The organism is Alteromonas sp. 76-1 (assembly GCF_900654235.1).
Classification (GTDB): Bacteria; Pseudomonadota; Gammaproteobacteria; order Enterobacterales; family Alteromonadaceae; genus Alteromonas; species Alteromonas naphthalenivorans.
The window spans coordinates 4,626,751-4,647,595 of sequence record NZ_LR136958.1 but is presented as its reverse complement, the minus strand read 5'-3'; the positions used below and the strand labels follow the sequence as shown (position 1 = coordinate 4,647,595).

21 protein-coding genes are annotated in these 20,845 nt (G+C 44.9%); 13 read left to right on the top strand and 8 right to left on the bottom strand.

Annotated features, from left to right (window positions below; genetic code table 11):
* Window positions 1–5 precede the first annotated feature (5 nt).
* From ALT761_RS19770 to ALT761_RS19745, 6 genes are all read left to right on the top strand, one after another.
* Window positions 6–3,593, top strand: a complete 3,588-nt coding sequence (locus ALT761_RS19770) for an FG-GAP repeat domain-containing protein (protein ID WP_129740470.1) — start codon at window positions 6–8, stop codon at window positions 3,591–3,593.
* 140 nt (window positions 3,594–3,733) lie between these two features.
* The gene (gene lexA, locus ALT761_RS19765; RefSeq protein WP_013786738.1) at window positions 3,734–4,360 is read left to right on the top strand and encodes a transcriptional repressor LexA; all 627 of its coding nucleotides are present in this window, start codon (window positions 3,734–3,736) and stop codon (window positions 4,358–4,360) included.
* Between the two features lie 584 nt (window positions 4,361–4,944).
* Window positions 4,945–6,120 (top strand): cytochrome c oxidase subunit II, encoded by a 1,176-nt coding sequence (coxB, locus tag ALT761_RS19760; RefSeq protein ID WP_442858134.1) that lies wholly within the window; start codon window positions 4,945–4,947, stop codon window positions 6,118–6,120.
* 9 nt (window positions 6,121–6,129) lie between these two features.
* Window positions 6,130–7,743 carry a cytochrome c oxidase subunit I gene (gene ctaD / locus ALT761_RS19755; protein WP_129740469.1) on the top strand — a complete coding sequence of 538 codons (1,614 nt, stop codon included), beginning with the start codon at window positions 6,130–6,132 and terminating at the stop codon, window positions 7,741–7,743.
* Window positions 7,744–7,843: 100 nt separating this feature from the next.
* Window positions 7,844–8,431, top strand: coding sequence for a cytochrome c oxidase assembly protein (locus ALT761_RS19750; RefSeq protein WP_129740468.1), 588 nt, complete (start codon window positions 7,844–7,846; stop codon window positions 8,429–8,431).
* A gap of 25 nt (window positions 8,432–8,456) precedes the next feature.
* Window positions 8,457–9,353, top strand: a complete 897-nt coding sequence (locus ALT761_RS19745) for a cytochrome c oxidase subunit 3 (RefSeq protein ID WP_126872141.1) — start codon at window positions 8,457–8,459, stop codon at window positions 9,351–9,353.
* A gap of 24 nt (window positions 9,354–9,377) precedes the next feature.
* Here the strand turns inward: ALT761_RS19745 and ALT761_RS19740 are convergent, their stop codons facing one another.
* Window positions 9,378–9,587: a DUF2909 domain-containing protein gene (locus tag ALT761_RS19740; protein ID WP_129740467.1), complete on the bottom strand. Its 210-nt coding sequence runs from the start codon at window positions 9,585–9,587 to the stop codon at window positions 9,378–9,380.
* A 33-nt stretch (window positions 9,588–9,620) separates the two neighbouring features.
* Between ALT761_RS19740 and ALT761_RS19735 the strand changes: the two genes are divergently transcribed.
* The 6 genes from ALT761_RS19735 to ALT761_RS19710 are packed head-to-tail and all read left to right on the top strand — an operon-like array spanning window position 9,621 to window position 14,159.
* Complete coding sequence (locus tag ALT761_RS19735; RefSeq protein WP_129740466.1) at window positions 9,621–10,328, top strand: SURF1 family protein; 708 nt, start codon at window positions 9,621–9,623, stop codon at window positions 10,326–10,328.
* Entirely contained in the window at window positions 10,321–10,866 is a 546-nt protein-coding gene (locus tag ALT761_RS19730; RefSeq protein WP_129740465.1) for a hypothetical protein, read from the top strand. The genes ALT761_RS19735 and ALT761_RS19730 overlap by 8 nt, the downstream gene beginning before the upstream one ends.
* An 8-nt stretch (window positions 10,867–10,874) precedes the next feature.
* Entirely contained in the window at window positions 10,875–11,942 is a 1,068-nt protein-coding gene (locus tag ALT761_RS19725) for a COX15/CtaA family protein (protein WP_129740464.1), read from the top strand.
* Complete coding sequence (gene cyoE, locus ALT761_RS19720; RefSeq protein WP_126872137.1) at window positions 11,935–12,885, top strand: heme o synthase; 951 nt, start codon at window positions 11,935–11,937, stop codon at window positions 12,883–12,885. Before ALT761_RS19725 ends, cyoE begins: the two co-directional genes overlap by 8 nt.
* The gene (locus ALT761_RS19715; protein ID WP_126872136.1) at window positions 12,882–13,550 is read left to right on the top strand and encodes an SCO family protein; all 669 of its coding nucleotides are present in this window, start codon (window positions 12,882–12,884) and stop codon (window positions 13,548–13,550) included. Before cyoE ends, ALT761_RS19715 begins: the two co-directional genes overlap by 4 nt.
* 15 nt (window positions 13,551–13,565) lie before the next feature.
* The gene (locus ALT761_RS19710) at window positions 13,566–14,159 is read left to right on the top strand and encodes a GNAT family N-acetyltransferase (protein WP_129740463.1); all 594 of its coding nucleotides are present in this window, start codon (window positions 13,566–13,568) and stop codon (window positions 14,157–14,159) included.
* Here ALT761_RS19710 and ALT761_RS19705 read toward each other — a convergent pair whose 3' ends face one another.
* Window positions 14,160–15,533 carry a polysaccharide deacetylase family protein gene (locus tag ALT761_RS19705; RefSeq protein ID WP_129740462.1) on the bottom strand — a complete coding sequence of 458 codons (1,374 nt, stop codon included), beginning with the start codon at window positions 15,531–15,533 and terminating at the stop codon, window positions 14,160–14,162.
* A gap of 23 nt (window positions 15,534–15,556) precedes the next feature.
* On the opposite strand from ALT761_RS19705, the gene ALT761_RS19700 reads away from it, so the two are divergent.
* Complete coding sequence (locus ALT761_RS19700) at window positions 15,557–16,825, top strand: MATE family efflux transporter (RefSeq protein ID WP_232043503.1); 1,269 nt, start codon at window positions 15,557–15,559, stop codon at window positions 16,823–16,825.
* Between the two features lie 39 nt (window positions 16,826–16,864).
* Here the strand turns inward: ALT761_RS19700 and ALT761_RS19695 are convergent, their stop codons facing one another.
* The 6 genes from ALT761_RS19695 to nfuA form a co-directional block, all read right to left on the bottom strand.
* Window positions 16,865–17,857 carry an AraC family transcriptional regulator gene (locus ALT761_RS19695; RefSeq protein ID WP_129740460.1) on the bottom strand — a complete coding sequence of 331 codons (993 nt, stop codon included), beginning with the start codon at window positions 17,855–17,857 and terminating at the stop codon, window positions 16,865–16,867.
* Window positions 17,858–17,917: 60 nt separating this feature from the next.
* Window positions 17,918–18,571 (bottom strand): class I SAM-dependent methyltransferase, encoded by a 654-nt coding sequence (locus ALT761_RS19690; RefSeq protein WP_129740459.1) that lies wholly within the window; start codon window positions 18,569–18,571, stop codon window positions 17,918–17,920.
* Between the two features lie 113 nt (window positions 18,572–18,684).
* A complete protein-coding gene (locus tag ALT761_RS19685) occupies window positions 18,685–19,068 on the bottom strand; it encodes a VOC family protein (protein WP_013786722.1) in 384 nt (127 codons plus the stop codon).
* Window positions 19,069–19,104: 36 nt separating this feature from the next.
* A complete protein-coding gene (locus ALT761_RS19680) occupies window positions 19,105–19,797 on the bottom strand; it encodes an aspartate/glutamate racemase family protein (RefSeq protein ID WP_129740458.1) in 693 nt (230 codons plus the stop codon).
* Between the two features lie 191 nt (window positions 19,798–19,988).
* Window positions 19,989–20,222 carry a hypothetical protein gene (locus ALT761_RS19675; RefSeq protein ID WP_126872129.1) on the bottom strand — a complete coding sequence of 78 codons (234 nt, stop codon included), beginning with the start codon at window positions 20,220–20,222 and terminating at the stop codon, window positions 19,989–19,991.
* Between the two features lie 17 nt (window positions 20,223–20,239).
* The gene (gene nfuA, locus ALT761_RS19670; RefSeq protein ID WP_126872128.1) at window positions 20,240–20,818 is read right to left on the bottom strand and encodes a Fe-S biogenesis protein NfuA; all 579 of its coding nucleotides are present in this window, start codon (window positions 20,816–20,818) and stop codon (window positions 20,240–20,242) included.
* Window positions 20,819–20,845 lie beyond the last annotated feature (27 nt).

The window sequence follows — 20,845 nt, the reverse complement described above, 5'->3', positions numbered from 1 at the left end:
AAAAAGTGAATAAACTTGTCTGTATTTCTGTGCTTGCTTCAAGCTTACTAGCAATTACTGCCTGCGGTGGTGGAGGTGGTTCAGATTCCAACCCTCCAGTCACGCCAACTCCGCTGCCAGCACCTATTACTTCCATAGAAAAAATTCAGGACGCATCTAACTACACATCTAGTGAGTTGCAAAGTGCTGCGGTTTCTATCGCTAACGAAGACTATGCCGGTAGCAACGCAAGCCCAGAAATGACCCCTTCCATAGCCGAAGAAGCTTATTCCCTATTATTTGGTGAATCTCAGTTGGTCATTCCCAGTATAGGGGAAGAAGACTTTTCTGATGCAATAGATGCTAACGGAAATGTAGATGCTACCTACCAGTGTGGTGAAAGAGGAACGGTAAGGTATCTTGGTAAGATAGAGAGCAATGAAACAGTTAAGCTTTCGCTAACATACTCAAATTGCCAATATTATTATGACGATGTGACCCTAAATGGTCGTGCAGCGCTTGATATATTGTCATTAAGTGAAGATAACTTCCATTTCGTAACGTATTTTGGCGATCTCCAGTGGGCGTATGATGACGTTATTACGACGTTATCTGGTTACGCATCTTATAAAAATACTGGAACCGATTATGAAACTGGCTATAGCGATACTTTTGAAAACTACATTACCGCGAGAATAGGCGACAAAAGCTACAAAATCGATACAACGTCGAATGAGACCTATAGCTACTACTCGAATGCTGTTTCAATGGAAGGTGATATTTATATTGGTGATGTGGGAAAAGTTAGCATTTTACTAGATGTTAATGGCGAATATCCTCCTTATCTGTATGAGACTACATTTTTAATGGAGGGCGCGAATAAAGCCGCATTTATTTTCGAACAGGGACCAGTCAAATTTGTGGTTGATACTGATGGCGATGAAGTCTTCGATATGGGTGTTTATTACAATGACGTTTACGAGTTACTGTATGGAAACAACGACAAAACACTATTACCGATAGATGAACTCTCGCTACCCCCATATGTTGGCACGCCGTATTTGCTAGACCCTTGGTGGGACGAGGTGTACACAACCTCAACTATTATGGTCGAACCAACCGAATATTATGATCCAGATAATACTAACGAAGAACTGACTATTAGCTACCGATGGTATTTGAATGAGGTGCTTTTAGACGATTATACAGAAGCCACCTTACCTCCCAATGTGGCCGTTTTTGGCGATAAGTTACAAGTATCAGCCGTGGTGTCAGACGGTGTTAACGTTGTGGAATCATGGCCACTAGAGATTGAACTTCAAGACAGTCCTGCAGAGGTTGTTATCGACAATCTGCCCGACGAAATCCAAGCCGGCGATTATGTAGAATTTAGTGTGCTAATTAACGACCCAGATACTGGAGAGTCTTCAACTGGGGCTGGTTTAATAGCTGGACCCGATGGAGTAACGTTATCTGATAATGGTGTAATTAGCTGGCAAGTCCCTAATGAACAACTATTTCCAGTGCAGTATTTTACATTTACTTTTTCTGATAACAGTTCAGATCCACAAACGTATATTGAGCGTGATGTGGCCGTTTTATCAGACAGAGATATCACTCTTGCTCGCTCTGGATTGCTAGTACCTAGTCAAAATAATGCTATGCATGTAGCAGATATAACCGGGGACGGTAACAACGAACTAGTGTCTACAGATTCTAATTCCAATGTATTCACACTTTCATTGATTAATGGGCGCTATCAGCAAACGTGGTTATATCCATATATGCTCCCAACCGACGGATTACTTCGTCAGGTATTGATTAGCGATGTGAATAGCGATGATAAAGACGATATTCTCGTTGTGACAGAATATGGCGTATCGGTAATTACCGACACAAATAAAATGGCTGAAAGTCTGATCGAAAGTGATTTGGAAATTAAGAGCGCTATCCTTACCGATATCGATGGCGATGGTATCGAAGAGCTTATTTACCTCGTTGCTGCTGAAAATTATAGCGATGATACCACGGCCAATGTTATTGCCTTAGATTCACCAGAAACTACGCTATTTAGTTTTAATGTTGGTAATGCAAAAGAAATCGCTGTCGCCAATGTTGATGATGATTCAGCACTGGAGCTTGTCGCTAATAGTGGTTTCGTTTATGACTTAGCAACTGGTGAAAACCAGTGGGTCAAAAGTAATGGTTTCGGCGATGCGCATATTGCGGTTCCTGACTTTGACGGGGATGGTGTGAGTGAAATCGTGGGTGCTGATTATTGGGGTTATATTGAGGTGTACTCAGCGATTACCAAAGTGCAGCTGGATAATTTTGATAACTTCAACACATGCGATATCAATGATGCAGTTTTGTCTGGACAATCTGTCCTCCTTGTCGGCGATTGCCAATGGGGAGACGTTACTGCCTACACAATGATCGATGGTAATTTGAGTGAGCTATGGCGAGTGAGTTCACAAGACCATGGTGTAACATCAATTACAGTGGGTGATATAGATAATGATGGTTCAACAGAGGTGTTGTGGGGAACCGGTGTTTCGACTACTGGCGCTGATGAACTTATCACCGCAGAACTGAATGGCAGCACAATTACTATCAAAGAAAATACTGCGGAAGTACAGTTAGATAGCTTTTCGTCAGCTGGTTGGGCAAATGTCATCGACAATGATGAGCGTGCAATATTCTTTATTTCTTCAACTGAAAGTGGCTATGGCTCGTCACGTTATATCATGTTGGATAAAGAGGGAAATATAGAACTAAGTGATACAGTTTCAGAGAACTGGGGCGCAGGCACTAACTCTATAGCAACCGACTTTAACAATGATGGTGCAGGCGACTTGTTTACATCGACAACCAATTATTACGATGGAAGCTTCGCCGCTATCCAGCTACACAATGGTGAGGTTCACTGGCAGTATGATTCAAGTAGTAATAGCAATATTGGCATAATTGAAGCCTTAGACATGAATTTCGATGGCTTCACTGACGCATTAGTAATGATTGGGACTGAACTGAATATTTTTGATATTCAAAACCAATTGATTATTGCTAACTATAATATCGGTCATGTCACGCACCTCGCTCCCTTTATTTCAAACGGAAGTGCATTTGTAGCGTTGACAACTAACGAGTCTGGCATGGAAGTATTAAAGATAACCGATGCAGGACTATCACAAGCCGCGTCGGTGGACGGTATATGCGATCAGCTAATTACTATTAATGCAGACTCAGATGAGCAGCCGGAATTAGCGTGTACGAATTATGATGATGAGCTGATTGTTTATGACTTTTCTGGTGAGGCGCTTACCGAGAGCTTGCGTGCGAGCATACCTGCAGATATAACGAATATTCAAGCTGACGTAACTACTGAACAAAACCAGAATCTTATTGGCGTTAGCCATAATACAGCCGATTTCTCACTTAACATTTATAGCCATCTTGTTAGCTTTGGAACCGATGGCTTTGTAAGGTGGCGCGGTCCTGCGTTTGCAAGTCGGCAAGGTCAAGATTACGGAAATTTGAAAGTGCGCAAAGCTGATTCAGGGAACCTTGAAATACAAACGTCTACCTATTCTAGCGCTATATGGGTGCATTAGTAGATGTTTGCAGAGAGCTCTACTAAGGTAGGGCTCTTTTTTTATGGCAAGTGTTCGAAGCATGTAAATAGCATCCAATGCTTGTCATTTCCTTTTAGGTGTATATACTTACAGGAACTGTATAGACAGACAGGTCTTTTATGCGCCCACTCACAGCAAGACAAACAGAAGTTCTCGAGCTTATAAAAACAACGATGCTCGAAACTGGCATGCCGCCTACCCGTGCAGAAATTGCCCGTCATTTAGGTTTTCGTTCTGCAAATGCCGCTGAAGAACATTTAAAAGCGTTGGCCCGTAAAGGCGTCATCGAAATCCTTCCAGGCACTTCTCGTGGTATTAAGTTGAATATTCCTCTTGAAGATGAAACCCCTGAAGAAGAAGGGCTTCCTCTTATTGGCCGAGTGGCTGCGGGCGAGCCGATTCTAGCGCAAGAGCATATAGAGTCTCATTATAAGGTCGACCCTGCCCTGTTTCAGCCTCACGCTGACTTCTTACTTCGTGTAAGCGGTATGAGTATGAAAGACATTGGTATACTTGATGGTGACTTGCTAGCCGTGCATCGTACTACGGATGTCCATAATGGGCAGGTGGTAGTGGCACGTGTCGATGAAGACGTTACTGTTAAACGCCTTGAAAAGCGTGGCCGCGAAGTATTACTTCACGCTGAAAATGATGAATTTTCACCTATTAAAGTCGACTTAGCGTCAGAGCCTTTCTCCATTGAAGGGATTGCCGTTGGTGTTATTCGAAATGCTGACTGGATGTAACCTTTTAGCTATTTAGTAAAGAAAGCGGCTTATAGGCCGCTTTTTTGTATGTTTACCATACCTTGCTTACACCATAATCGTATTTAAGCCTAAGAAATCTCTTAAAAGCCACCAGATACCGCTCCCACATATTTTCTTCTATTTATGTCACCTTTTTCAGTGCTAGCTAGCGCTATTTTTGTCACCTATTTTGTTTGAAAAATAATCAAAATTACGCAACTAGCTTTTGATTATAAGAAACTTATTGGCAGCTTCTATTTGCCTATCTCGTTCAAAATGAGCGTTTCAAACAAGCTCACTAATTATCGCTACAGCATCCATACGCTGTTGTATGTGTCATTTCTCTTACATACAACTTTTGATTAAAAATTCAACGCTGCAATTGTTTTTTCTCAGAAAAGACTAGACTTGTGCGTTTTATTGAGCAATTCTTATACTGTATTTAACAAAATAATAACAATAGCTGCAACTTTGGTTTACAACTAAGGCTAGATAGTTAAGTTAAAAGTTGGATTTCGGGTATCAGTTGCCAGAAGCGCAGCGCAACCAGTGCGTCAATGCTTCTGTTATAACGGAGGTGTTGAGTGAAACGAGTAACGACACAAGCGGCGACACAAGTGACAAAGTGGCTTTACGGGCTTCCACTTTTGCTTACCTCGCCACTACTGTTTGCTGATGCAGCAACGGGCGAAGGCTCTTCCATAAATTTGCGCCGAGGCGCAACAGACATAAGTGGTCAAGTTTACGACCTGCATATGTTGATGTTCTTTATCTGTATCGCAATTGCTGTTGCAGTTTTCGGGGTTATGTTTGCCTCCATGTACTTGCACCGTAAATCCAGAGGCGCTAAGCCCGCTCACTTCCATGAAAATGTAAAAGTGGAAATTGCATGGACGGTCGTGCCTTTCATCGTTCTTATTCTTATGGCTATTCCTGCCGCTAAAACCCTTATAGCGATGGAAGATACCAGCGAACCCGATCTTACCGTTGTCGTTACTGGTTCCCAGTGGAAGTGGCACTACCGGTATATGGACAGGGACGTTGAGTTCTATTCGTTAATGGCGACGCAGCGAGAGCAAATTGAAAACAAATTCGAAAAAGGCACGAACTATCTGTTGGAGGTCGACCGTCCGTTGGTCATCCCCACAGGGCAAAAAGTGCGCTTTCTTATTACTTCTGATGACGTTATTCACTCGTGGTGGGTACCGGACTTTGCAGTGAAAAAAGATGCTAACCCTGGGTTTATTAACGAGTCTTGGGCAAAGGTAAATGAGCCTGGTGTTTATCGTGGACAGTGTGCCGAGCTATGCGGCAAAGATCATGGCTTTATGCCGGTTGTGGTCATTGCTAAAGAGCCTGCTGAATTTGATGCTTGGATAAACGAACAAGAAGAAGCCGCTCGCCAAGCGAAAGAAGAAGAGCAGCGTTTACTGTCGATGAATATGTCGATGGATGAACTTATGGATGAAGGCAAGCGGGTTTACAACGCCACTTGTGCGGCTTGTCATATGCCTAACGGCGAAGGTTTACCCGGCGTTTTCCCTGCGCTTAAAGGCAGTGAGATGGTACTTGAAGACCAAACTGCACATATTGATATTGTGTTGAACGGTAAAACCGGTACGGCCATGCAGGCGTTTGGAAAAATGTTAAGCCTGAAAGACATTGCGGCTGTGGTGACCTACGAACGAAATGCGTGGGGCAATAACACGGGTGATATGGTGCAGGCCAAAGATGTTAACGCCGTTGTTAATGGGAACTAGGAGTGCGTAATGAGTAAAGCAACTGATGTCATTGCGCCGGATACCTCGGCGCATCACGAAGATCATGACCATCATAGCCATATTCCAAAAGGAATAACCCGATGGTTGTTTACCACTAACCATAAAGATATAGGCACTTTGTATCTATGGTTCGCCTTTATTATGTTTTTGATTGGTGGTGCCATGGCCATGGTGATCCGTGCTGAGCTATTTCAGCCTGGATTACAGATTGTTGAGCCAAACTTCTTTAATCAAATGACGACTGTGCACGGTCTTATCATGGTATTTGGTGCGGTAATGCCAGCCTTTACAGGGCTTGCCAATTGGCTAATTCCTATGATGATAGGTGCACCAGACATGGCTCTGCCGCGAATGAATAACTGGAGTTTTTGGATATTACCTGGCGCCTTTCTTATTCTACTTAGCTCGCTATTTTTAGAAGGCGGCGGCCCTGCATTTGGTTGGACCTTCTATGCGCCACTTTCTACCACCTATAGTGGTGACTCAACCGCATTGTTCGTGTTCTCGGTACATATCATGGGTATTTCCTCCATTATGGGCGCCATTAACGTCATCGTGACCATATTCAACATGCGAGCTCCTGGCATGACATGGATGAAAATGCCCTTATTCGTATGGACTTGGCTTATTACTGCTTTCTTGCTTATTGCAGTAATGCCGGTGTTGGCCGGAGCGGTTACCATGGTGCTGACGGATAAGTTCTTCGGCACCAGCTTCTTTGATGCGGCAGGTGGCGGTGACCCCGTTATGTTCCAGCATATCTTCTGGTTCTTTGGGCATCCTGAGGTGTACATCATGATATTGCCAGCCTTTGGTATTATCTCTCAAATTGTCCCTACGTTTTCCCGTAAGAAGCTGTTTGGCTACGCATCAATGGTGTACGCCACCGGCTCTATTGCGCTGCTTTCTTTTGTTGTGTGGGCTCACCATATGTTTACCACCGGCATGCCGGTGTATATGGAAATGTTCTTCATGTTTGCCACTATGCTTATCTCGGTGCCTACAGGCGTGAAGGTCTTCAACTGGGTGGCGACTATGTGGCGGGGCTCTCTAACCTTTGAAATGCCCATGATGTTTGCCATTGCGTTTATCGTATTGTTTACCATCGGCGGCTTGTCAGGATTAATGCTGGCTATCGTGCCGGTGGACTTCCAATACCACGATACCTATTTCGTGGTCGCACATTTCCATTACGTACTGGTCACTGGCGCCATCTTCTCGATTATGGCTGCGGTGTATTACTGGTTACCAAAATGGACAGGCAAAATGTACGACACGGGGCTAGCAAAATGGCATTTCTGGTGCTCACTAGTGTCGGTAAATGTGTTGTTCTTCCCTATGCACTTTGTGGGGCTGGCGGGTATGCCACGTCGTATTCCTGACTACGCCTTACAGTTTGCCGACTTTAATAAGTGGATAAGTCTTGGCGGCTTTGCCTTTGGGCTGTCACAGCTCATCTTCTTAGCATTGTTAATTAAGGCCTGTAAGAAGCAAGGTGAGCCAGTATCCGCTCAAGTGTGGGAAGGTGCTGAGGGACTAGAGTGGGAAATTCCCTCTCCTGCGCCCTATCACACCTTTGAAACGCCGCCCGTTGTTAAGTAGGAAATAAGACAAGCAGCACAGGTAATGAAGGCAAAGCAGGTAATGTAGTCGCTAAATTGTGGTGATGTATCAGCACAAAAAGTAGGCACGGGAGGTAACCATGACACAAGCAAATGCAAACAACAAAATGGTGATAAAACTCGTCGTTATAGTGTTTGGCATGTTTGGTTTTGGGTTCGCCTTAGTGCCGCTTTACGACGTATTTTGCGATGTTACCGGTATTAATGGAAAAACCGAAAATACCGCAGCGGTATATGAGTCTGTCGAAATAGATGAAAGCCGTGAGATAACGGTGGAATTTATCACCCGAACGAATACCGGTATGCCGTGGGAATTTCGTGCGCAAACTAGCCGTATGAAAGTGCATCCAGGGGAGCTTAATACGGTGTCGTTTTACGTAAGAAATCCGGCATCTAACAATATGATGGCGCAAGCTATTCCATCGGTGTCGCCGGGTATGGCAGCGCTATATTTAAATAAAACGGAATGCTTTTGCTTTAACCAGCAGCCTTTAAGCGCTGGTGCCGAGGCTTATATGCCGATGCAGTTTTATGTCGACCCACAGCTTCCAGAAGATATTAGTTATTTTACTGTGCAATACACCCTGTTTGATGTGACCGCGCGAGCGAGTGACATGAAAACAAAACCGAATCCCTACATGGTCCCTCAACCTGAAAGTGGTAAATAACAGGTATTGGGATAAGGAGAGAGTAATGCAGCAAGAATATCAGAAGTACCCCGAATATCAGAAGTATTATGTACCAGCACAAAGCCCGTGGCCTATTGTAGGTGCGGTGGCGTTATTTTTAATTGCCGTTGGCGCGGGCAACTTCGTGATTGAAGCCACTAAAGGAGAGTCCGGCTATGGCGGGCACATACTCCTAGCAGGGATTGTAGTGCTAATGGTGATGCTGGTCGGATGGTTCAAAAACCAAATTGATGAGTCTATGTCAGGGCTATACAGCGACCAATTAGGACGTTCATACCGACAGGGCATGAGTTGGTTTATCTTCTCTGAAGTTATGTTCTTTGCAGCCTTCTTCGGGGCACTCTATTACGCCCGATTCATTTCAGTGCCTTGGTTAGGCGGTGCATCGAATAATGCGATGACTAACGAAGTGCTATGGCCCACATTTGAAGCCATGTGGCCGCTAGTATCTACCCCTGGGGGCATCACTACACAAGAAATGAGTGCCGTTGGTTTACCCACTATTAATACAGTTATTTTACTTATATCGTCAATTACATTGCATTTTGCCCATGTAGGTTTGGAGCAGAACAAACGCAAGCAACTCACCGTCATGTTAGGCATCACTATCTTGTTGGGAATTGGGTTTTTATTCTTACAGGTGGAAGAGTATGTTCACGCCTACCGTGACTTGGGACTAACGCTACAGTCAGGCATTTACGGCAATACCTTTTTCATGCTGACGGGCTTTCACGGTATGCACGTTACCCTTGGCACCATCATTCTTATTGTCATGTTTTTTAGAGTGCTAAAAGGACATTTTACACCGCACAACCACTTTGCTTTTCAAGCTGGGAGTTGGTATTGGCACTTCGTTGATGTGGTGTGGGTCATGCTTTATATCTTTGTTTACGTTTTATAAAAGCAGATAAAAGCGCCTCCAAGCCTAGTATGGTCGAGGGTTTGGCGTAATTAAACCGGTGCCAATTGCCACTAAAATTAAAATCACAATGATGGCAGAAGTGAGCACCCTGCGACCGATGTATTTGCTCATAGGACCGTCTTTGGGATCGTTTTTCATCATGACACGCATGGCCATAAAAAGGTTAACGATCATGAAAAGTACCAACGCAACCAAGATTATTTTTACCAACATATAAACCTCAATAGTAGTGTGCAGGTTAGCCAAATGAATCAGGTGAGAGCATCCAAATTAATCGCTATCGTCATTACGAGTTTATCTGTAATGGCGATGTGTGGCTTGGGGTTCTGGCAACTAGACCGAATGGCACAAAAGCAACAACGCATCGCTAGCATAACCGAAAAACAGGGGAAAGAAAGCTTGTCGCTCATCGATGCCTTTTCAATGAAAGCGCCCGAAGATCGAACCGTTTCTTTTGAAGGTACGCCAAACGGCGACAAGGTGTTATTGCTCGATAACCAAATACATGAACAACGAGTAGGTTACGACGTACTGGCGCCAGTGCAAACCAACGCAGGGTGGGTTTTGGTTAACTATGGTTGGTTGCCTGCACCAGATTTATCGCGCTCGCTACCAGCTGTGAAAATTAGCCACCACTCACAACAATTTGAAGGGGTGGTGAGTCAGCCCAGTCATAACCCGTTAGTAAAAGAAACGCTTACATCAGCATCACGCTTTCCGGCACGTATTCAGCAAATTTCAATCAGTACCGCCAGTGAATTGCTATCACTTAACTTATTACCCTATGTCGTAGTACTTACGGCAAAGAATGACCTTTTTGTTAGGCGTTATAACCGTGTTGTTATGCCGCCTGAAAAGCACTTGGGTTATGCCATTCAATGGTTTGGTCTTGCTATCGCAGCCGCCTTGATTGGCGGTTTCGCAATTATGAAAAAAGGACGTCAATATGAGTAATCCGGCCTCGAAGAAAACCTTAATTATTATGGTCGCCGTGTTCGTGCTACCCGTTATTTTAGCTAAGCTTGCGTTAGAAAATGACTGGTTCAACCAAGGTGCTACCAATAAAGGTGCGTTGCTGCAGCCTACCATTGATGTTTCATCGCTTTTAGAAGGCACAGAGCCAAAATGGCGCTTTTTGTATGTCTTGCCCGAAAATTGTGATGCCATTTGTGAAAATGCATTGTTTAGCATTAACCAAGTGTGGCTGGCCTTAGGCAAAGAGTCTGACAGGGCACAAGCGTTAGTTTTGTTCACTGGAAAAAGTGATGTAACAGCACTAGAGCAACTATCTGAGTACGCCAACGTGCATACCTTGAGCGTCAGCGATGCGCCTATCACCAACCTTAAACAGCAAAGTGTGTATATCGTCGATACCTTAAATAACGCCATGTTGTATTACCAAATAGACAGTGACAGAAGCACTGCTGTAATGGAAAGCCGAAGCATGCTGGCTGACATTAAAAAGCTTCTGAAACTGTCTCGAATTGGGTAGGAGGTGCTATGAAAAAACTGGTGCTGTTTAGCCTTTTTCTTGCCGCAGTAGTCATCATTTTAGGGGCCTATACTCGCCTTACCGACGCTGGCCTTGGTTGCCCTGATTGGCCGGGATGCTACGGTAACCTTACCGTGCCGTTAAGTGATGAGAAAGTTGCTGCGGCCAATACAGCGTTTCCGGAGCGCCCAGTAGAAGCGCATAAGGCATGGAACGAAATGATTCACCGCTATTTTGCAGGGGCGTTAGGGCTATGTATTTTGGCGATTGCCATTATCGCGGTAAGGCAGCGCCATAAAGGCACACCCGTTAAGCTGCCTTTGTTGCTGCTCGGTCTTGTAACTTTTCAAGCGGCGCTTGGCATGTGGACCGTCACCCTTAATTTATTGCCTGTGGTGGTTATGGGGCATTTGTTAGGAGGCTTTACGGTACTAAGTTGTTTATTTTTACTTTATTTACGCCTTAGAAAACACAGCTCAGTTAGCGTGCAACAACCTAAAAGCAATACGGCGCTACCGTTACGCGAGGGGGCCCAATACCCGAATAAGAACAACAAGCTGACTGCAATGGCATTTTTAGGTATGGCGATTTTAGTAGGGCAAATAGCCTTAGGCGGCTGGACATCAGCCAACTACGCTGCCCTCGCCTGTACCGATATGCCTATTTGTGAGCCGGGCTGGCAGCAGCGGTTAGATTTTCAAGGCGCGTACAGTGTGCCCGAAGCACAAAACTATGAGTTTGGCGCACACAATTACGGTGAGCGAGCCACCATGCATATCGTGCATCGGTTCGGCGCTGTAATTACCTTTATTTACCTTACGGTATTAGCTTTCATGTGGTTACGAAGCAGTAAGTTGTCACCGGCGGTGAAAAAAGGGTGTGTACTCATGCTTGGGGTGTTATGCGTACAAGTGGCGCTTGGTCTAAGTAACGTTTTGTTTAGTTTACCTTTGTTTATCGCGGTATCGCACAATGCGGTTGCCGCCATGCTGTTACTCACATTGATATGGCTGACGTGGTCAGTTGCTCCTTCAACCTCTTCTTTCTCCTACTCTACTGGAGGTCATCATGGCTAAATCTATCCCTTTGAATAACGCTGTTGCAGGTAAGCAGTCGCCAAGCCCGCAAGTAAAGAGCCGCTCGCACGCAAAGATCAGCTGGCGCGACTATTACGAAATGACAAAACCTAATGTGGTGATGCTACTTTTACTCACGGCGTTAGTGGGGATGTGCTTAGCCTCGCCGGGCTGGGTAGACGCAACCGCGTTGGTGTGTGGATTACTGGGTATTGGTATGTTGTCGGCATCGGCCGCAGTGATTAATCATGTGGTCGACCATAAAATCGATAGCCAAATGGCACGTACTTTCAATCGGCCTGTGGCTAAAGGCAAAGTGAGTATCGCCAAAGCATCTTGGTTTGCAGCGGCCCTTGGCGTTATGGGCTTTGTTGTATTGAGCATATGGGTGAACATGCTTACCGCTTGGCTTACCCTTGCTAGCTTGGTGGGCTATGCCGTGGTGTATACCATGTTTTTAAAACGGGCTACGCCGCAAAATATTGTGATTGGTGGTATCGCAGGTGCTGCACCACCGCTTCTCGGCTGGACTGCTGTCACCGGGGAAATTCATGCGCATGCGTTGTTGTTAGTACTCATTGTATTTACGTGGACTCCCCCGCATTTTTGGGCGTTGGCGATTCATCGCGAAAAAGATTATGCGAAAGCGAAAGTGCCCATGCTGCCGGTTACCCATGGAATAGAATTTACTAAAACCTCGGTGCTACTTTATACCGTGTTGCTTAGCTTGGTGTGCCTATTGCCTTACTTGGTGGGCATGAGTGATTTAATTTACCTTGTTGGCTCGTCACTTCTTAACGTTGGTTTTATGTATTACGCGGTAAAACTGAAATTTGCGGCCACTAGCCAAACCGCGATGAAAACTTTTAAGTTCTCAATTGTTCATCTCATGGTATTGTTTGTAGTATTGTTATTCGATCACTACGTACCACTGAGTTTATGAACCGACGGATTTTTGTAGGCGTTGTTGCATTATTAGCATTATTGACTGGTGTGTTTGGGGCAATTTATTTGTCGCCAACGGGGCAGTCTAATGGCAGTTCTCCCGAATATTTTCAAGCTTACCCTGAGCCTCGCGCCATTGCGCCTTTTTCGCTGACTGACAGCAAAGGAAATGAATTTAACCAAGCTTCGCTAGAAAATCAGTGGAGCTTGTTGTTTCTTGGTTATACGTTTTGCCCTGATATTTGCCCGACTACGATGGCCGAATTGAACAGCATTTACCCACAAATGCAGGCTATTGAGTCTGAATTTCCTATTAAAGTCGTGTTTATTTCTATTGATCCTAACCGTGACTCAATAGCTCGGCTCGACGAATACATTAGCTACTTTAACCCCAACTTTATTGCCGCGACCGGTGAGCATAAAGCCTTGTTTCCCTTCGCTCGAAACTTGGGCATGATGTACGCGATTGCAGAAAGTACAGATAATCCTAATTATCTTGTCGATCATAGTGCGTCGGTAGTGCTTATTAATCCTAAAGCACAGGTGATAGGGCGTTTTAAACCAAAACGTGAGCCTGGCAAGTTGTCGATTAGTGACGCACAGCAAATTCTCAATGATATGCCAGCGATTACATCATCATTTAGTTCAAACTCGGCACTATAGGTAGGTATGGTAGGCATGGATATAAAAATCCGACAAGGTCTTGTGTCTGATGCTGACCAAGCGGTTCCCTTATTATTAAGTGCCGCTGAAGATCTATTGGTTTCCGTTTTTGGCAATGGCGATACAAGTCATACTCTCGATTTTTTAACCCATGCATGGAAAGGTAAGTATGGGCAATATGGCTGCAATAATCACTGGGTTGCGGTAGTCGATGACGTTGTTGTAGGTGTCATTACGGCGTGGCATACCAAGTTGGGGCCAGTATTTGACCGTGCTTCGTTAGACAGTATTACCACCTTCTACAATCTCGATGATGCAATGGCAGTGCTAATGCGTAATCAAGCGGTTGCTGTAGGCTTAACGCCGCCAAGTACAACAGAGCTTATGCTAGGTCACGTGGCGGTAGATAGCATTGCTCGGCGCGGCGGAATCGGCAGGGCTATGATTGCCCATATGCGTGATTACGCCATAGAACTTAAAAAGCAGGCATTGGTGCTAGACGTGCAAATTAGTAATATTGCTGCCATTCGGTTTTATCAAAACGTTAATTTTAAAGAGCAATCAGTGAACGGCACCTTCGTGCGTTTTGTTCATGCACTTTCAGCTTAACTAATCTGGGTAATTCCCGTTCTTATCTGCAACAAAAAATGGCTGAGAATACCAATAATACCTTCCTGATTGAGAGTTACTCGGAGCGGTACAATTTACTCGCGAACGGCCTACAGGAAGTGCTTGAGTAATACTGAAGGTAACCGCATTGCCTTCAACGTTGGTTTCAACCACAGAGCCTGAAAAGAAGCAATTTACTTGGCTTAAGCGGACATCATCGCCCTTAATCGTTAGCGTTATAGGGGGGACTCTCGATTCGTCACTAGAACCTTGCACCGTATCTCGATTTACCTCTGGGATATGCTCACCCTCAAAGCTGGTCGATAAGACCGGCATAGCAATACTGTTTAGCTTAGTTTTTAGTGTGGTTAAGTTGGCATAAGGGCCAGCTGCAGGAAAGCGAGGTAATGCTTGAAAATTACTGTGAGGGCCTACAGCGCCTGAGTGCTGTCCGAACGCAATGTAGCCCTCTTGCGCCAGCTTATCTGCTAGCTTTTGATTGAACTCACCAAAGGGATAGGCCAGATATTTAAGTGATTCGCCAATTTTGCTATCAATAATAGCCTCGGCTTCAGCAACATTCTGCCATACCTTATTAAGCCATGCTTCGTCATTAGTTCCGCTATCAGCGCCGTTGGAAGAAACTCTGCCATCCAGCATATGCAAGTGGTCAAGTGTATGGTTAGCGAAAGTAACGCCGTCGTTATGCATTGCCTCAACTTGTGCCCACGTGAGTTGGCTTCTATTGGTACCAATTTCCCCCGGGTTGATAAATATTGTATACGGGAAGCCCATATCAACCATAATCGGGTGGGCATTTTTGAGGATGTTTTCGTACCCGTCGTCAAAGGTTATCACCACAGTGTTGGCAGGCAGAGGTGTTTTACTTTGGATAGCATCAACGACTTTTGCTAAAGGCAAAACTGTGTGATGTTGCTTTAAATACACCATATGTTGTTTAAACATATCTGGCGATATACTGGTGCTTTTCGGCGTGTGGTTAGACACATGATGATACAGCAAAATAACACCGTTTTGAGTGAGAATTTCACGGGTTGGCTGCGTAGTGTTATCAGTAGCAGCCAGACTATAGCCAGAAAAACAAACAAGAGAGAAAAGTGCTAACCAGTGTGGTCGGTTGCCTTTCATTTGCGCCAATATAGCGTCACATTTAATCCACGAAATGATATTGAAAGGCATGATAAACTTCATGTTTTCTCCGAGTTGAAGTTGATTTAATAGCAGTGCTTTGTACTTCGTGTCAGCACGGCGTTCTACTAATGCAGAGACTATAATTAATGCAAAAGCGAGTGCAAGAGCATAAACATAAGCAATCTCTACACCAATCTGAGTCGTTTTGGCACGATCATACACGCTTACTCACTTTAGCGCTGCCCATGATTTTGGCCAATATTACCACTCCTTTACTAGGTTTGGTGGATACGGCTGTTTTAGGGCATATGTCGGCGCCCGCCATGTTAGCCGGTGCGGCAGTTGGGGCGCTTATTCTTACCCAAATTTACTGGGTGTGTGGTTTTCTGCGCATGTCTTCAACAGGCTTAAGCGCACAGGCAAGAGGGCATAAAGATGCAACACTTTCCTCTGCCAAAGTGCTTTGGCAGACCCTTGCTGTCGCCTCAATTTTAGGGCTGGGTTTGCTCATATTACAAGCGCCTATACTCACAGCAGGACTGGCATTGGCGAGCCCATCAGATGCAGTGGCGGTGCATTTGACGGAGTATTATCAGGTTAGAGTATGGGGCGCGCCAGCGGCTATGCTTAATTTAGCGCTTATCGGTTATTTGGTGGGCCAGCAAAAAACGCGCACGGTGATGATTATTCAGATAATCGGCAACCTCGTGAATGCAGGATTAGATATTACTTTCGTTTACGGGCTGTCTATGTCGGTGGCTGGAGTTGCCTTAGCCAGTATTATTGCTGAATATTCCATGGCATTTATGGCGATGTATGTTGCCTTAAAGCAAGTGAGAGGTATTACTCCACAAGCAAGCTGGTTCAACCGTGCAGCGCGTAAAATACTGATGAAGCTCAACACTGATATGCTATTGCGTAATTTAGCGCTACAAGCCTGCTTAGCGTTTTTGACGATACAAGGCGTGCGGTTCGGTGAAATGCCGGCGGCAGTGAATGCTATTCTGCTGCAGTTTTTCGTATTAATAGCGCTAGGATTAGATGGGGTCGCCTACGCAGTGGAAGCGCTGGTGGGTGAAGCCAAAGGCGCAAACAATGCGTCAGAAATAAAACGCAGAACGTACCAAGGGTTATTTTGGTCATCGCTTTTTGCAATAGGCTACAGCGCTATCTTCTATTTTGGCGGTCACGGTATAATAAGCTTACTAACTGAACATCAAAATATTGTAAGCGCAGCATTAACCTACCTTCCTTTAATGGTTATTCTGCCACTGCTGGCACATTGGTGCTTTTTGTACGACGGTGTATTTGTTGGCCTTACAAAGTCATCTTCTATGCGCGACACCATGATTATTAGTGCTATCGCAGTATATTTCCCCGTATGGTTTTTTACTCAGTCTCTCGGCAATATAAGCTTGTGGTATGCATTGCTGGCGTTCTTACTTGCTCGTGGTATTACGCTTGGATGGAGCTTCGAACGGCTAAGTCAGCGCAATGCATTGTGCGACAGCTAATCTAAACCAAATTAAGCCTAGCCAAAGGAAAAGGCCACATCACTTAGCAATCTCGATAGGCAGAAATATATCGGTAACGGCTTCATGTGCGGCTACGTCGGGGAAAAAGCGAATACGCTCTAAAAAAATAGGAAAGTCTCTTAGTTCAAATTGTGTATCAGGCAACCACTGGTGATATAAACCGTGCACCACCGCCCCTAACGCTGCATCGGTGCCAATATGGCGGACTTTAGCGCAGTAACCTTCCGGTATGGTAGTGGTGATGACGTTAGCGTGATTGGTAACTGTAGACTGCTGCGTGGCGATAGGATCGCTTGTTTTTGCGGGCTGGCTACTTGGCGCAGGAATTGACCCAGTAATAGGCGCAAAAATTTGGCACGCCACACCAAACCGGTAAAACTCATGTGGGGTGTTGTCAGGGTCATCATACAGTAAGTTGAAAGTGCGGTTGGTGGATGGAGGAAGCTTGTTTTCTCTGCGCCACGTAATAAATTCACCTACCGTGCTCATAATGCGGCTAGGTGGGCCGACATGCATCATCATCGCAATCTCTAGGGCTGGAAATTGAACCACTGACACATCGAGTTGATGATTTTCAGAAGCGCTATTTACGTTATGTGAAGCGTTCATAAGTACCGACGTTCCTTTTTCGTTTGCGTTTAATAGCGAGGTGACGAGCGTGCCTAGATGTAGCGCTTCAATGTTAGGTGTTTTTCGAAAGCTTGAAGGCGTCAGGCGATAATGTTTTTTAAAGGCTTTGGCATAGCCTTCATGGGAACTAAATCCCGCTTCTATCGCAATATCCAATATGCGTTTTTGTGGCCGAAACGCTAATTTATACGCGCTTTCGTGCAACCGAAGCTGTCTAGCGTAGTCGCCAATGTTAATACCAAACTTTGCGTTAAATGCGCGATGAAGATGGTACTCAGAGGTACACGCGAGGGAGGCAAGTTGACTAAGGTCACTGGCACGCGCGGGCGCTTTTGTAATGGCGTCGGCAACCTTATCAAGGCGAAGATATAAAGGGTTCATTCGTTACTAGCGTTATTTAAGTTAAGCAAACAATACAAAGTTGAATAAAATAATACCCGACTATTTTTGCGGTATTGCCTTTTGCACCACAAAATAGGTATGAAACTCGGGCAACTGCTCGTATTCAATATGCCGAATAAAGCAGTCGGCTTCGATAATTTGGCGCACATAACCGTTGATACCTAGTGAAGCGTAATAAACTTCAGGCCCCATGATGGTGTTGGTATGTTCGCCGGGTTCATCCACACCGCCACAACTAAATATCAATATGCCACCTGGCTGTAGTGCATTGCAAAGTTTGGTAATTAGCGCCGCTTGGCTGTGAAGTGGTGCGTGCCACAGGCTGTCCCAAGCGCTGATAAAACGATACTGATGGGGCAAGTTGAAGGTGCAAATGTCACCAAAATAAAACGTGTTGTTAGGGTGCCTTTCTCTGGCTAACGTCAGCATCTCACTTGAGATATCTATGCCCTCTACAACAAACTCGTTGTCATGCAGTAAATCAATAAATCTACCCGTACATCCGCACCCTACATCAAGGGCTAAGGGCGGAAGATTTGAGGTTGCTCGGGGGGAGTCATGTTCTGACGGAAATACGTCAAGAAATGATAATGCGACCTTATGCTGAGCAATACCATTGTTACGATTAAACTCTGGGCGAGTCCAGCGCTGGGTAATTTGATCGTAAGCAAGCCCGGTTTCTACTGGTGTCATGGTCGCTTACCTATTTTGACTAATCGCTCGCCAGTGTAGCACTGACGAGCTTATCGTAGATGTTTATAAGCTCAAGGCTGTTTGTAAGCTCAAAGCTGTGTAAAAACTCTCGGCTATTTCTTAACGAAGTGAGTTGCGCATAGTTTATTGCCAGAAGGGTCGCGTAAATACGCAAGGTACAACTGGCGTTCTTCGGTACCACGAATACCGGGAGGATCTTCACAAGGAACACCGCCATTGGCTGCGCCCACTTTATGCCATTCATCAACAAGCCCAGGGTTTGCCGCCGCAAGACCAATCGTTGAACCATTCCCGTGGGTAGCGGCTTCGCCGTTAATTGGCTTGGTAAGGGCTAATACACCTTTCGGGGTGAAGTAGAAAACACGCCCGTGTTCATCGTAAACACCTTCATCGTATCCAAATACAGCAAGAGAGGCATCGTAAAATTTCTTCGAGGCTTCAATGTCGTTCGCGCCAATCATTACATGACTAAACATAGCATTTCCTTTTATAGGCAAAATATTGTTATCTGATTATTCTAGCGCCATTTTCACAGCCTCAGCAGCATGAAGCGCTGTGGTGTCGTAAAGAGGCATATCAGTGTCTGACTGCTTTACCAACAAGGCAATTTCGGTACAGCCTAAAATAACGGCCTGTGCACCTTGCGCCTTTAGTTTGTTGATAATATCAATATACGCGTCACGGGATTTTTCACAAATAACCCCTTTGCATAATTCCTCATAAATAATTTTATGTACGGCTAATCTGTCGTCACTATCTGGCACGACTACATCTAAATCAAACTGTTGCGCTAATCGTTCGCTGTAAAACGCCTGTTCCATGGTGAATTGGGTGCCTAACAAGCCCACTTTTTTGACCGAGTTTTCACACAGGGCCACGCCGGTGGCATCGGCAATATGCAACAAAGGAATGGCTACTGCGCTTGCTACCTGTGCAGCGACCTTATGCATGGTGTTGGTACATATAAGTAGAAAGTCGGCGCCGGCATCCTCCAATGACTGGGCGGCGTGCTTCAACGCATCGGCGGCTTTATCCCACTCACCGCTACGCTGGAAAGCTTCTATCTCGGCAAAATCAACCGAGTAGAGGCATATTTTTGCACTGTGTAGTCCCCCAAGTTGGCTATTCACCAGCCGGTTAATTACTTGGTAATAGCTAACCGTTGATTCCCAACTCATACCACCAATAAGCCCAATGGTTTTCATCTAAGCCCCCTTTAATAAGCACGACAAAAAACGTATGCAAAACCGTCACAAACATGACGTTAAGAACAACCAATGTAAGGTTATAAATACTAGACTACGTGCAATCAGCGGCCCAGTACAAGGTCATTGAACGTGAGAATTAGCAAAAGTATGTAAGAAAACGTATGAGTGAAAAAACGGAAGGTAAACGACTAATCGTCTTTAAAGCTAGAGGGGATTTTCTTGTCTTTTAAAAAGGCGAAACGCTGCATGAAAATGCCTATATAGCCAGACATGGCAATCACAAAGCCTACCAGCAAGGTGGTAACAGAATAATAGTAAAGGAAGGTGCTTAGATGACTTAACGTGAAAAGCTGCACAACGCCAGCAACGAACAAGGCAAGGCCTAATTTAAATCGTCGCCAGCTTTTGTGCACATCAAACATAGTTGAGATACAACATCTTAGTAGTAAGAATGCTCACCGGCTTCATGTTCAGTAGCATCACGAACACCGTTTAGTTCTCCAGCAAATTGCTCAAGCATTTGCTTTTCAATGCCGTCTTTCAACGTGACATCAACCATAGAACAACCGTTACAGCCGCCGCCGAACTGAAGAATAGCAAAGCCATCTTCGGTAAGTTCAGCCAACATGACTTGGCCGCCATGGCTAGCAAGTTGAGGGTTGATTTCAGCTTCAATCATGTACTTTATGCGTTCAGCCAAAGGCGCATCATCAGCGACTTTGCGTGCTTTTGCATTAGGCGCTTTAAGTGTAAGCTGAGATCCCATTTGATCAGTGACATAATCAATTTCTGCTTCATGTAAAAATGGAACACTTTCTTCATCTACCACTGCATTGAAACCATTGAACTCTAAGCGAGTATCAGTTTCTTCAACGGCATCTGGCGGACAATAGGACACGCCACACTCGGCGCTCGATGTGCCCGGATTTACGACGAATACACGAATATTTGTGCCAGTCTCTTGTTTATCCAACAGTTTTACGAAGTGAGCCTGGGCTTCTTCTGATATAGTAATCATCAGTAAGTCCTATTAATTAAAAATTTG

Excerpts from the sequence above, each read along its gene's own strand:
- lexA (WP_013786738.1), top strand. The coding sequence starts at position 3,734 with ATGCGCCCACTCACAGCAAGACAAACAGAAGTTCTCGAGCTTATAAAA.
- ctaD (WP_129740469.1), top strand. The coding sequence starts at position 6,130 with ATGAGTAAAGCAACTGATGTCATTGCGCCGGATACCTCGGCGCATCAC.
- ALT761_RS19750 (WP_129740468.1), top strand. The coding sequence starts at position 7,844 with ATGACACAAGCAAATGCAAACAACAAAATGGTGATAAAACTCGTCGTT.
- ALT761_RS19745 (WP_126872141.1), top strand. The coding sequence starts at position 8,457 with ATGCAGCAAGAATATCAGAAGTACCCCGAATATCAGAAGTATTATGTA.
- ALT761_RS19740 (WP_129740467.1), bottom strand. The coding sequence starts at position 9,587 with ATGTTGGTAAAAATAATCTTGGTTGCGTTGGTACTTTTCATGATCGTT.
- ALT761_RS19735 (WP_129740466.1), top strand. The coding sequence starts at position 9,621 with ATGAATCAGGTGAGAGCATCCAAATTAATCGCTATCGTCATTACGAGT.
- ALT761_RS19730 (WP_129740465.1), top strand. The coding sequence starts at position 10,321 with ATGAGTAATCCGGCCTCGAAGAAAACCTTAATTATTATGGTCGCCGTG.
- ALT761_RS19725 (WP_129740464.1), top strand. The coding sequence starts at position 10,875 with ATGAAAAAACTGGTGCTGTTTAGCCTTTTTCTTGCCGCAGTAGTCATC.
- cyoE (WP_126872137.1), top strand. The coding sequence starts at position 11,935 with ATGGCTAAATCTATCCCTTTGAATAACGCTGTTGCAGGTAAGCAGTCG.
- ALT761_RS19715 (WP_126872136.1), top strand. The coding sequence starts at position 12,882 with ATGAACCGACGGATTTTTGTAGGCGTTGTTGCATTATTAGCATTATTG.
- ALT761_RS19710 (WP_129740463.1), top strand. The coding sequence starts at position 13,566 with ATGGATATAAAAATCCGACAAGGTCTTGTGTCTGATGCTGACCAAGCG.
- ALT761_RS19700 (WP_232043503.1), top strand. The coding sequence starts at position 15,557 with ATGATTTTGGCCAATATTACCACTCCTTTACTAGGTTTGGTGGATACG.
- ALT761_RS19695 (WP_129740460.1), bottom strand. The coding sequence starts at position 17,857 with ATGAACCCTTTATATCTTCGCCTTGATAAGGTTGCCGACGCCATTACA.
- ALT761_RS19690 (WP_129740459.1), bottom strand. The coding sequence starts at position 18,571 with ATGACACCAGTAGAAACCGGGCTTGCTTACGATCAAATTACCCAGCGC.
- ALT761_RS19685 (WP_013786722.1), bottom strand. The coding sequence starts at position 19,068 with ATGTTTAGTCATGTAATGATTGGCGCGAACGACATTGAAGCCTCGAAG.
- ALT761_RS19680 (WP_129740458.1), bottom strand. The coding sequence starts at position 19,797 with ATGAAAACCATTGGGCTTATTGGTGGTATGAGTTGGGAATCAACGGTT.
- ALT761_RS19675 (WP_126872129.1), bottom strand. The coding sequence starts at position 20,222 with ATGTTTGATGTGCACAAAAGCTGGCGACGATTTAAATTAGGCCTTGCC.
- nfuA (WP_126872128.1), bottom strand. The coding sequence starts at position 20,818 with ATGATTACTATATCAGAAGAAGCCCAGGCTCACTTCGTAAAACTGTTG.